11 protein-coding genes are annotated in these 13,264 nt (G+C 23.1%); 9 read left to right on the forward strand and 2 right to left on the reverse strand.

Features of this window, described 5'->3' with window-relative positions; genetic code table 4:
• The first annotated feature begins 1 nt into the window (after position 1).
• The 9 genes from potB (at position 2) to ACI2WJ_RS07305 (ending at position 11,587) form a co-directional block, all read left to right on the forward strand.
• Positions 2 to 1,105 carry a spermidine/putrescine ABC transporter permease gene (gene potB / locus ACI2WJ_RS07265; protein ID WP_400255339.1) on the forward strand — a complete coding sequence of 368 codons (1,104 nt, stop codon included), beginning with the start codon at positions 2 to 4 and terminating at the stop codon, positions 1,103 to 1,105.
• Positions 1,105 to 3,507 (forward strand): extracellular solute-binding protein, encoded by a 2,403-nt coding sequence (locus ACI2WJ_RS07270; RefSeq protein ID WP_400255340.1) that lies wholly within the window; start codon positions 1,105 to 1,107, stop codon positions 3,505 to 3,507. Before potB ends, ACI2WJ_RS07270 begins: the two co-directional genes overlap by 1 nt.
• Positions 3,508 to 3,595: 88 nt before the next feature.
• Positions 3,596 to 3,880, forward strand: a complete 285-nt coding sequence (locus ACI2WJ_RS07275; protein WP_252319983.1) for an HNH endonuclease signature motif containing protein — start codon at positions 3,596 to 3,598, stop codon at positions 3,878 to 3,880.
• Between the two features lie 450 nt (positions 3,881 to 4,330).
• Positions 4,331 to 6,319, forward strand: coding sequence for a hypothetical protein (locus ACI2WJ_RS07280; protein WP_339039473.1), 1,989 nt, complete (start codon positions 4,331 to 4,333; stop codon positions 6,317 to 6,319).
• 17 nt (positions 6,320 to 6,336) lie between these two features.
• A complete protein-coding gene (locus ACI2WJ_RS07285; protein WP_400255341.1) occupies positions 6,337 to 7,680 on the forward strand; it encodes a hypothetical protein in 1,344 nt (447 codons plus the stop codon).
• Positions 7,681 to 7,767: 87 nt separating this feature from the next.
• The gene (locus ACI2WJ_RS07290; RefSeq protein ID WP_400255342.1) at positions 7,768 to 9,528 is read left to right on the forward strand and encodes a hypothetical protein; all 1,761 of its coding nucleotides are present in this window, start codon (positions 7,768 to 7,770) and stop codon (positions 9,526 to 9,528) included.
• A protein-coding gene (locus tag ACI2WJ_RS07295; protein ID WP_400255437.1) for an IS5 family transposase occupies positions 9,525 to 10,254 on the forward strand; the annotation gives its coding sequence in 2 pieces (ribosomal slippage) (positions 9,525 to 9,734 and positions 9,736 to 10,254; 729 coding nt in all). The genes ACI2WJ_RS07290 and ACI2WJ_RS07295 overlap by 4 nt, the downstream gene beginning before the upstream one ends.
• A 154-nt stretch (positions 10,255 to 10,408) precedes the next feature.
• A complete protein-coding gene (gene trxA / locus ACI2WJ_RS07300) occupies positions 10,409 to 10,750 on the forward strand; it encodes a thioredoxin (RefSeq protein ID WP_199188855.1) in 342 nt (113 codons plus the stop codon).
• 12 nt (positions 10,751 to 10,762) lie between these two features.
• A complete protein-coding gene (locus ACI2WJ_RS07305) occupies positions 10,763 to 11,587 on the forward strand; it encodes an HAD family hydrolase (protein WP_342265787.1) in 825 nt (274 codons plus the stop codon).
• A gap of 135 nt (positions 11,588 to 11,722) precedes the next feature.
• Here ACI2WJ_RS07305 and ACI2WJ_RS07310 read toward each other — a convergent pair whose 3' ends face one another.
• The gene (locus ACI2WJ_RS07310) at positions 11,723 to 12,658 is read right to left on the reverse strand and encodes a hypothetical protein (protein ID WP_400255343.1); all 936 of its coding nucleotides are present in this window, start codon (positions 12,656 to 12,658) and stop codon (positions 11,723 to 11,725) included.
• 242 nt (positions 12,659 to 12,900) lie between these two features.
• A complete protein-coding gene (locus tag ACI2WJ_RS07315; protein ID WP_400255344.1) occupies positions 12,901 to 13,023 on the reverse strand; it encodes a hypothetical protein in 123 nt (40 codons plus the stop codon).
• Positions 13,024 to 13,264: the final 241 nt, after the last annotated feature.

The raw sequence follows: 13,264 nt of genomic DNA on the forward strand, positions 1-13,264 counted from the left end.
AATGAAAAATTTGTTTAAACGTAATATTAAAACACAAATTTTAAAATCACAAGATATGTTAGTTAATAATTCAAATCCAGAAAAAATTATTGATAATCAAAATAAAAAAAAGTATAGATTTAAAAAATGGTTTAAGCTTAAAAAAAATAATGTTTCTTTACAAGAAGTAGCAAAAAATAAATTGAAAATGAAACGAGTAAAAAAGAAAAAAGCATTGTTATGTTGAAAAAAAACAAACCAAAAAATAAGTTTTATTAAAAATAAAATCAAAGATAAATCAGTAAATTTTGGTTTTAAATCATGAGTTACGCTTGCTTATCCATATTTATTGGTGATGGTAATTTTAATTGTATTGCCATTATTAATTGTAATTTTATATTCAATTATTAAAGCAACTAATAATGCTTGAATATTTCGTTTTACATTTAGTAATTTTAATGTTTTTTTTAAAGAAAATAGTTATGTTATGGTTTTATTACGTTCAATTGGTTATTCATTTGTTGCCACTTTAATTGCTGTTATTTTTGGTTATCCCATTGCTTATATTATGGCTTTTATGTCAACAAAAATTGCTTCAAAAAATATTTGAGTTTTAGTTACTTTACCAATTTGAATTAACATTTTATTACGTACAATTGGATTACAAATTATTTTTAGTATTTTAGGTCCTAATGTTTTATTAGGAACTCCAATTTGTATTATTTTAGCAATGGTTTATATGTTTATGCCTTTCGTTATTTTACCAATTTATAATTCTTTAGAAAAAACAGATCGCAATTTATTAGAAGCAAGTCAAGATTTAGGAGCTTCTAAGATGAAAACATTTTGAAAAGTTACCTTTCGTTTTTCAGTGCCTGGTATTGTTTCTGGTTTTACTTTAATGATGTTAAGTGCTATGACTTCACTAGTAGTAGTTAAATATATTGGTGAAGGAAAAACTATTTTAATTGCAAATATTATTGAATCATATTTTTATCGTGGTGCTAATTTTGCTTATGGTGCTGCTATTTCTGTTATTTTAGGTATTATTGTTTTAATTATTATTTTTACTTTAAAAGCGATTGGTAGTTGAGCTACTGGTAAAAAAATAGGAGGTATTAATTAATGAGATCTTTTTTTAAAAATAGTTATTTAGCTATTATCTTTTTATTATTTTATACTCCAATTTTAGTTTTAATGATATTCTCTTTTAATGGTGGCGATTCAGTTCGTAGTTGAAATTCTTGATCATTGCAACCTTATTACGATTTATTTCAACAAAGTGAACTTTGAGAATCGGTTAGTGTAACATTAATTGTTGCTTTTATTTCTACTTTTGTTGCTGTTATTATTGGTACGTTTGCTGCTTTGGGTTTAAGTAAAACAAAAAAAATAACACGTAATATTACTTTAGGGATTACTAATATTCCTTTAGTTAATGCTGATATTGTTACTGCTGTTTCTTTAATGTTATTATTTATGGCATTTGGTTTTAGTTTTGGTCTTGGAACATTAATTTTCGCTCATATTTCTTTTAATATTCCTTATGTTATTATTACTGTTTTACCAAAAATTAGATCAATAAATGTGTCACAATTAGAAGCAAGTCAAGATTTAGGTGCGACACCTTGATATACGTTACGCAAAATTGTATTACCAACAATTAAACCAGCAATTATTGCTGGAGCAGCTATTGCGTTTGCTATGAGTTTTGATGATTTTTTAATTTCTTATTTTACTGGCGGTAATACTTCTAACGTTTCAACTTTTATTTATTCTTTAAAACGAATTAAGCCTTATATTAATGCTTTTTCAACAATAATTATTTTATTAATTGCAGTACTTATTATTTCTTGAAATACTTATGTTCTTTGCAAAAAACAAATTAAACAACGTAATGAAAAAATTGATAAAGGTATTTATCATGATAAAAAAATTATTAAAACTGAGAAGTTGTTAACTAAATATTATTTACAATTAAATGGTTTTAACTATAAAAAGGTTAAGAGTAAAGGTAGAAAACGTAAATCATTATATAGTGATGGTAATTTTGAAATTGTAACTGAGCAAGATATTATTAAAATTCAGGATTATATTAAAAATCACCCGAAACTTATTAATCAAATTTCTAAACTTGAAGCAAAACTTGAGATGGAATCAATTTGAATTGAACATATAAAGAATAAGATTAAAAAAAAGAAAGAGTTAAAAGAAGAACGCTCAAAATCAAGAAGAGAGAAATATCGTTTTTTACTATGACCGTGAAAATTAATTATGATTAGTATCATCTTATTATCAAGTTTTATTAGTTTGGGTGCTTTCTACATTTATACTAATGTTTATGATTTATCAATTGCTAATTGAGGCGAATATATGAATCCCAATATTTTAAAAGAATTTGAAAATAAATATCAAGTTAAAATAAAATATTCAACTTTTGATGATAATGAATCATTGTATGCTAAATTGTATACTACTAGTTATGATGTAATGGTTCCTAGTGATTATATGGTGGCTAAATTAGCAAGTGAAGATAGACTTTTTCAAATTGCATCAAAAAATTCTGTAGGTGATATTGAGTATGATAGTAGAATTGATTTTAATCCCAAAGAAGATATTAATCATGATTTATATGAATTAATGAATAATTATCGAGTTGAAAATAGTGATGGAATTTTAAATGAATTTGGTTTAAATAGTTATAGTATTCCTTATTTTTGAGGTGATGTTGTATTAGTAATTAATACTACTAATACAAATAATCTTAGTGATCTTGGTATTAAAGCTGATGGTTCAAATGTTCAATGAAGTGTTTTAACAGATGCTGCAAAATTAGGTAAACGTATCGTTTTAAATGATGATATGCATAACTTATTTATGACTGCGCTTACTGATTTACACTATAAAAATAAATGAGGAGAAAATAACGGTTCAGGTCAATATAATCAAGTAGGAAATGAATTTAGTGATAATATTAATGCTCATAGTCCAATTGAAATTAAAGATGCAAGTGACTGGTTAGAACCAGTTATCAAAAATAAAAATACAAAATTATTAAATGATGATATTGTTGATGAAATTAGTAATGAAAATAAGTGGGATGTAGCAATGATATATAACGGTGATTTATTATCTGCAATTACTGATGATCCTGATTCTTATAATGGTAAGTACCTTGTTGTTAGACCATATATGGGGACTAATGTTTGAAATGATGATATGGTAATTAGTAAAGATTCTCCTCATAAAGATTTAGCTTTTAAATTTATTAATTATATAATGCAAAAACAAACACAAGTTGATTTAAGTAGTGAATTTGGTTATATCTCACCTTTACAAGCAGCCATGGATGAAGTTAGTACTAATTTTTCAGCAGAAATTTGAAAGCATGTATATATTCCAAAAAATGGCCAATTACCCGATCCATTAGATCCAAGTAAGCATCATGAAGGATATTTTAACGGTTTATATACTCGTAGTTTTGACCCACAAATGCAAACTGCTTATAATAGATTATTAGCACGTTAATAAAATAAATTGTAATATTAAGTTTAAAAAAATATAAAAAAATATTGTAACTTATAGTATAATTTAATACGAAAGGGGTTAATTCATTGTGGCACGTCGTAAAAAGTGAGAAAAAGAAGACAAAGAAAAAATATGAAACTATTCTATTCAAAAAATGGAGAAATATTTTAAAGGATTATCTGAATTTTGAACATTGAATGTGCAAGCTCCTTGTCCGTGGTGTTGTTTGCCAATGATAAAAGGTGCTTATCAAGGTGAACAACCAACTTCAGCATTTGCTTGAAATATTGATCACATTGATGGTGATCCAAATAATAATAGTTTAGAAAATTTACAACCAATGCATGTTGAATGTAATATTAAAAAAAATTAATCATAATTTAAAAATTCAATGACTATTTAATTTAATCATTGAATTTTTAATTTAATTTTTATCTTAATTAAGAAAAATTATTTTGAAAATTATTTTACTATTAGTGTTCTTTTTAATTAAAAATATTCAATCTTTTTTTAAAAAGAATATTGTCTTTTTTTATAATAAGTGTAATATTATTTTAAAGGACAGAGTATTTCTTTCCTTATAATTTTAATAGGTGTATAGCAAAGTTTATATGATTATTAAAATTATTAATATTAAAATATAAAAACTAAATTTAATTGGTTTACTTTAAACCTTAGTTTTATTTTATTAAAACTAAGGTTTAAACTATTTTAATATTTTTTCCTATTTTAATATTTTAGTTAAAAATAGCAAGTTAAAGCGTTAAGCTATATTTTTCACTTTAGATTATTTTAAAAATAATGCTAGGAAAGGATTGTTAAAATGAAATATAAAATAAATAGTAATAGCCCGAGTAAAGATATGGTTAATCAGGATAAACATAAAAAAATAAAAACAGGATCTAATTCAATATATACAATTAATGTTAAAAAAAATAAGAAGAAAAGAATCTTATTATTTTCGTTGTATTTATTAGCATTTGGTTCTACAACAGTTACTACGATATTACTCTTACATACTACTGCTGCTTTCAATAATTCTGAATTTAATCCGAATTCTAATAATAAATTATGAGATGATTATTATCAAAAGCATCATCGTAACTCTAAACCTATTAGTTTAAATTCTACTATTGCTTATTTTAGTAAATCAACAAATATTGTTAATTTTAATGTTATTGAAAATGCTGCTGATAATGGTAATATTGATTTTACAAATGTTTTAAGTAGTATTGATAATAATTTACAAAAAACTGATCCTAAAATTGAAAGTGATATTGATAATGATAATTTAACTTTATTACCAATTAATTTTTTCTTAAATGCTAATTATAATCCAGCAGTTAAGTTTACTGTTGGTAAGGATAAAAAGCCGATAACTAATACTTCTTTTATTTTGCCAAAGAACTTTAATGAGTCTAAAAGTTATGTTTTAAATTTAACAACTAATGATCAAGCATCAATTTTTGGTATTGAAAATACTAACGTTAATATCGAAATTAATATTAATATTATAAATCAAGTTGCAATTAATATTGCTAGTTTACCAGTTAACTTTCCTGATAAAATTATTAATATTACTAATCCTGAAAATGCTACTATTGATTCAATAAAAGATAAATGATTAATTCCAACAATTCAAGATCAATTTGAAACAACTTTAAGTAAAGCATTAAATGTACCCAAAAAAGAAATTAAACATAATTATTACGAAATTGAATTTCAAAATAGTTCAGAACCAAAAAATTTTACTACATCTGTTCCTGTTCAATTTTCAATTACGTCTTTAGATAATAATCCTTGAAACTTTACAGGAAAAAAAGATAATTGCACTATAAATGTTAAAAATGATATTGCTGATTTAAGTAGCATGAAAGAATTAACTAATGAAATTGAAACACAATATAATAATGATAAAGATAATAAAAACTTTCAAATTACTTTAGATAATCAAAAAGATAAAAATGGTAATTTTATTAATGCCGATAGTAAATTATCAGAAGAAGATGTTAAATTTGTTAATAGTCAAATTATTGAGAGTGTAAAGAAGATTTGTCAATCTTATTTCCAAAAAAATTATTCAGATCTTAATATTAAAGATAGTGATTATACAATATCAACAAATTTAAATGTTGGTAATAATATTTTTAATAATAAATTAGGTAAAAATATTGAAATAACAATAAAAGCTGCTGATAATAGTTATAAATTAGATGGTTCTTTAAGTGCTAAAGCTATTGTTCATGGTCATAATAAAAATAATATTACTGGTAATTATCCTTCGCCAAAAGATTTTGCATTAAAAGGTATTTGATTAAAAGATGGTCAAGATGCAAATATTTTACAAGAAGGTCAACATTTTTATGAACAAGATAATTTATTAGGTAATTGAATTACTAATAAAGATAGTTTATTAAATACAATTAATAACAATTCTTATCGTCCAGTTGAGAATGCATTTACTGGACAGTTCACTATGAATTATTTATTAGATGGTGACACAAAACCAAGTGGTATGTCAGTTGATATTAGTAAAGATATTAAAGGTGGTAAGGTAAATAATTTCTGAGATTTAATTACTCAAACAAAAAGTATTTTTCTAGAAACCGATGTTGCAGTAACAACAAAATCGGGTTGAGAGTTAAATAATGTAAAACTAGTATTTACTGACAGCGAAACACAACCAACTAAAGATAATACACTTTATACTCTTGATTTATCAGAAAGGTTTGCTGGCAAAACTATTAGTGATCGTGCTACTTTAACATTCCCTGATTTTAATTTTAATTTTAATTACCAGTTAGTAAGTTAAAAAAAGGAAAAAGTAATATGAAACAATTATTAATCATTTTAAGTACATTAACAACATTAACTTTGGCAAGTAATAGTATTATTAATACTATTGATGATACTAATACTACCATTAATAAATTATTAGCAAATAAATCATCAATAAGTGATTCTGTAACTTCATTATTCAATAATCAATATGGCTATTTAAATGATAGTGATATAATAACTAATCAATCAATAATAGATCATAAATATTATAGTTATGATACTAGTCATGCTAATTATTTATTAAGTGATGGTAAGACATCAGCACGAACATTATTTATTGTTAATGATAAAGGTGAATTAGTTTATAAAAAAGATGCTATAATACCAGCAAAAGATAAAGTTGATGTTAATAATACTAAACAAGAAATGATTAGTCATAAAAAAATTGATAGTATTAATAATATTTATAATCCATATAGTAAAAGTGAATATTCTAACAAATATTTTAGTGGTGATAATACTGATTGACAATATATTCAATTTGGTGGCGTTGAAAAACATATTGATATTTCGCAACAAGCAGGTGCTGATAAAGTTGAACATAGTAGTAGTTTAAGTGAAACATTAGGTTTATATTATATTGCAAAAGCAGCAAAAAATAATTTAATTGATAATACTATTGCTAATAAAATAGGTCAATATTTTATGACACAAAGTAGTTTAAAAGGGCAAATTAATGATAATTTAATTAATATTATTATTAATTTAATTAGTAGCAATAATAATGTTTTTAATTTTATATATAGTGCACCAATGAACGTAAATGATAAAAATTATTCAATTAATTATATTTTTGATAAAGATAATAATTTAATTGAAGTTTATTATACTGAATTTGATAAATCAAATATAGAAAATAGCTTAAATTATAAATGAAATGACTCATATAATTGATTTAGTTCAAATTATAGTGATTATTCTAATACATATACAATAGTAAAATGAACTGACTATGCAAGTGATTGAAATACTTTTACTAATAAATATCCAACTTTTAATTTTGATGCTAATTCATATTTAAAAGTTTCAACGGGAAGTGGTAAAGAAGACTATAAATCTCTAAATTCTCAAGTCACAACAACAAATATAAAAACTAATCAACAAAAAGATATTGATAATTCAATTTTTCAAGTCAATATTAGTACGTGACCACCATATGATCCAAATTACCCAGGAGGTGTAGGAACTGCCATTGATATTTATTTAGAACTTTGACATGATGATAATAATATTTATTGAAAATGACATATAATGTCAGCTACTTTTTTAGGATCAACTTCATATTCTGATATTAAATTAAATAATATAACATTTAATAATATTATGAATTAAATAAATATGTTTTTTTCAAATTAATTATTTATTATTAAATTTAATTATGATTTTAAAAATGGTAAAAAGTAAAAGAAGGTATTGTAAATGAAACAGTTTTTATTAACTCTAAGTACAGTAACAACATTAACAATAGCAAGTAATACAATGTTTAATAGTATGATGATAGTAGTTCAAAAAAACAATATTGCTAGTAAAAAGAAAATACTACCTGTCATTCCAATAAATCAAAATAAATCATTATTTAATAATCAATATGGTTATTTAAATAATAATGATTGAATTACTAATCAATCAATAATAGACAATAAATATTATAGTTATGATACTAATCATGCTGATTATTTATTAAGTGATGGTAAGACATTAGCACGAACATTATTTATTGTTGATAATAAAGGTGAATTAATTTACAAAAAAGATGCTATGATACCAGACAAAGATAAAGTTGACGTTAATAATACTAAACAAGAAATGATATTTCATCGTAAAGTTGCTACTATTAATAATCCAACTAACAGTTATAGTGGTAGCCAATATGCTATTAATTATTTTGCTGGTGACGGTATTAATTGAAAATATGTTCAACAAAGTGAAGTGGAAACTCATATTGATATTTCACAACAAGAAAATGCTAATAATGTTGAAAATAATAATAGTTTAAGTGAAGGTTTAGGGCTATATTATATTGCTAAGGCAGTAAGAGAATCAGATGGTTCTTTTAAAGAACAAGATGCTGATATTTTAGCACACTATTTTATTGCTCAAAGTAGTCTAAACGGTAGTTTAAGTGATGTTTTAATTGACAAAATTATTCATTTATTGATTACAAATGATAATGCTTATGATTATATGACTAATGTTCCGTTTTTAACTAATGATAATAGTAAGTATACAATTAATTACATTTTTGATGAGTTTAACAATATCATTCAAATTTATTACAGTTATTATGATAAAGCTTTTGATCTTTCAACTTTGTCATTAATAATTCCACAACAAGTAATATCAGTAAAAACACCAGAAGCAACTCCAATTACTAATATAAAAGCTAATTTAGTTAGTAAAATTCAAACAGAATTTAAACAAAAATTAAGTCAACAATTAAAAATTAATTCAGAAGACATTAATGATAAATATTACAATATTTTTATTAAAGATAATAAAGAAAATCAAGATTTTACTAATGCAGTAAATATTGATTACAAAATAACTAGTTCTTGAAAAAATGCTAATCAATTAAATTTTGCAGGTACTTATCAAGGACAAGTTAGTGTAATTAATAAGTGCGTTGATTTAAGTAATGAAACAGATTTAAAAAATATTATTGAAAATGCTTACTATCATCAAAATGATAAATCTAAATGATTAAATGTTGATGTTGATAATACTATTGATAATAAAAATGTTGACACTAAATTAACACAAACTACTTTAGATTTAATTAATACTAATATTAGTACTACTATTAAAGTTATTGTTCAAAATTATTTTAAAACTCATGATACTGAACTTATTATTGATGAAACAGATTATGATGTAACAACTACTTTAGCGGTGGGTGATAATATTTTTAATAATAAATTAGGTAAAGATTTTACAATTAGCATTAAAGATAACGGTTCTACTTATAAATTAAAAAATAGTTTAGAGAATATTAACGTTACTATTCATGGTCATAATAAAAAAAGTATTGCTGGTAATTTTTCAAGAACACCTTTTGATTTAGATGGTATTTGGTTAAAAGATGGTAAAGATACAAACGTTTTACAGGAAGGTCAACATTTTTATGAACAAAACAAATTATTAGATAAATGAATTTCTAAGAACCTGTTTAAAATCTTTTAGAAAATACTAAAAAGAGAACTAAACCAAGAAGCTTAGATTTATATGAAGTATTTTGTGCAGTTTTATATGTATTAAAAAGTGGTTGTCAATGAAGAATGTTACCAAAAGATTTTTCAAAATGACAAATTGTATATTATTATTTTCAAGTTTGAAGTAAAAATAATGGTAAAGAACCTAGTGTATTACAATTAGTTTTAAAAAAAATTAGTCATGGCATTTCGTATCAATAATGGTAGAAAAGAACAAACTAGTTTTTGTATAATTGATTCACAAAGTGTTAAAAATACAGATACTACTAAAAACAAAGGTTATGATGCTGGTAAAAAGATTTCAGGAATAAAGCGTCATATTGCTGTTGATTCTCAAGGTTTACCACATGCAATTTACATAACCACAGCAGAAAAAACAGATCGTAACAGTGCTATAATAATGATTGAAAATGAAAAAGAGAATCTTTCTGCAGTTCAAAAAATACTAGTAGATGCTGGTTATACTGGTGAAAAATTTGCTTCTAAAATTAAAACAATTATAAATGCAAATGTTGAAGTTATAAAACGTAATGAATTACATTCTTTTGTAGTATTACCAAAAAGATGAGTTGTAGAACGAAGTTTTGCATGATTAGAAAAATGCAGAAGATTATGAAAAAATTGTGAAAAAAAATTAAATACTAGCTTACAAATGGTTGTTCTTACCTTTATTTCAATTTTATTGAAAAGATTTTAAACAGGTTCTTATGAATTTATTCTAAAAAAATTATAAATTTTTATATAGTAATAACTAAAATTAAAAAAATTATTTTATCGTTTAATGTTTTAAAAATTAAAACTAATGATAGAATTAAACCATAAAATAAATTAAAAGAAAAGGTAGTGAACACATGCATAATGAAAGCAAAATACAACATATTAATTCTATAAAAGAAGTTGAGCAACTTTTACAATCAAAAAAAATAACAGTAATTGATTTTTCAGCAGAATGATGTGGTCCTTGTAAAATGTTAGGGCCAAGATTTGAAAATGTTGCTAATGACGAAAAACACAAAAATATTAATTTTATTAAAGTTGATGTTGACAAAGCTAAAGAACTAGCAAAAGATTATGAAATCCAATCAATTCCAACATTAATTTATTTTAATAAAGAAGGAAAAGAAGTTAAAAAAACTTTTGGTTTAGTTTCTGAAAAAGATATGACTAATATTATCGAAGAAATAGGAAAATAAGGTATTTATATAATGGCTATTAAATTAATTGTTCTTGATCTAGATGGAACTTTATTGAAAAGTAGATGAAAAATTCATCCTAAAAATCTAATTGCAATTCAAAAAGCATATCAAAAAAATATTAAAGTTATTATTGCAACAGGAAGAGCACCAAGTTCAACCATTGATATTGCAAAATCATGTTTAATGCATGAAAAAACCGGTCATATTATTTGTTATAATGGTGGTAACATCCTTGATATTACTAATGATAATAGATTAGATATATTGTATGAAAAATCATTAACAAAAGAACAAATACAAACAATAGTTAAATTTGCTAATAAAAATAATTTAGCAATGTGAGGATATAGTACCGATAATAAAACAGGCTTAATTAATCGCAGATCACTAAAAGTTAAAATTATGGAAAATTTTAATAACCTACCAACTAAACAAATTGATGAGAATACCGATGAGGGTATGTATAAAATTTTATTATTTTGTAAAAAGAAAAAACAAGTTAATCCAATTTTAGAACAATTAAATACTATAAAAGATTTAGAACTTGCTACTTCTTCTCATAGTGTTATCGAAATTAATCCAATTGGTGTTAATAAAGCTGCTGCTGTACAATTTTTATGCAAAAAATGAAATATTACTCCTGACCAAGTACTAGCTTGTGGTGATGGTATGAATGATTATAAATTAATAAAATGGGCTAAATATGGTATTGCAATGCAAAATGCTCATCCTAATTTAAAAGAAATAGCATATGATGTTACTAGTAAAAATACTTGTGGTGGTGTTGCAAAAGCTATCGATAAATATGTATTTCCTAAATCAGAGTTTGAATAAATAATAGTTTAATTTTCTAATATAGTTTATTATCAAATATAACTTTAAAAATGCTGGTAATTGTCCAGCATTTTTAATTCAATATCTTTTATACTTAAATAAATATTTTTCAAATTTGCATTCTTTTAATATAAACTAACTATTCATTGAATTATTAAAAGTAGCTTTATCTAATACTATAGAAAAAATAAGACTATCATTATAAAAAAATGAATCTTCACCAATTCAAAATTTAATGTAAATACCAGAAGAATCATGTCAAATAAAAACAGATGAATTAATATATGCATGTCACATAAAACCACTTACAGAAAAATTATTTTGAATTTTAGCAGAATTATCAATCGCTTCTGTTATATCTTTTGTGCTAATTTTAATATTATGTTTTTGAGTACTTTGACTTGAATCACCAGCAGAAATAAAAGAATTATTATCAAAGCTGATACTAGGAAATAAAGTAGTAAAATCATCCCAAGATTTAGCATAGTCAGTTCAATTTGAAAATATATTTTTTTGCTCACTATTATAAACATTTGTAGAATCTGTTCCATTATAATTAGTAGTATAATTAAAATTTACATTTTGTGTAATATTATCATTTTTAAATTTATTATAATAAATTTCAATTAAATTATTATTATCAAAAATATAGTTTAATGAATAGTTCTTGTCACTAATATTAAATGGAAGATTATAAATAAAATTATAAATATCTTTATTATCAACAATTAAATCAACAATTTTAGTAGCTAATTCATTATTAATTTTTCCTTTTAAACTACTTTGACTAATAAAATAATTAGACAACTTCTCAGCAATTGTTCTATCAATTTTATTAGATAATGTTGCTTTAGCAATATAATATAGACCCAATGTTTCACTTAAATTATCACTATGCTCAACTTTATGACCACCTGTTTGTTGTGAAATATCAATGTGTTTTTCAATTCCACCTTGCTGAATTAACTTTCAATCTTGATTATCACCACTAAAGTAAGAAGTACTATATTCACTTTTACTATATGGATTATATGTATCTTTAATAGTAGTTACTTTTTTAGTATTATTCATTTCTTGTTTTGTATTTTCAATATCTGTTTTATCTTTATCAGGAACAATTACTTTGGTATTATAAACTAGATTACCTGTTGTATCTACTAAAAAAGTATTTTGAGCATTGGCAAAAGTATAACTTTTTAATGCTGAAGTATCATAACTGTAAAATTTATAATCGGTTATTGATTGGTTAGTAATTCAATCACTAGTACCTAAAATATTTCATTGATTATTAAATAATGAATTTGTAGAATTCTTTATTGATGATTATTTGTTAAGCTACTGTTATTAACAATATTATCATTAATACTATTAATAATAGTATTACTTGTTAAAGTTAATGTTGTTAATGTACTTAAAGTAATTAATAATTGTTTCATTCATATACCTACCTTTTAAATAATACAATTTTAATAATTAGATATCTTTTTATATATACTCATTAAAATTATAACGATATTGAATTTATATCGTTATTTATAATATAACACAAATTTTTCTTATTTTTTTTAATAAAATCTCATTTAAAAATGTTTAAAAATTAATCTAATATTTTGAATTAAGTTAATAATAAAAAAATATATTATAATTAAACTATACACAGATAGAACTTTTGTTCTT

It is taken from the genome of Spiroplasma endosymbiont of Cleonymus obscurus (assembly GCF_964273375.1).
GTDB lineage: Bacteria > Bacillota_I > Bacilli_A > Mycoplasmatales > VBWQ01 > Spiroplasma_E.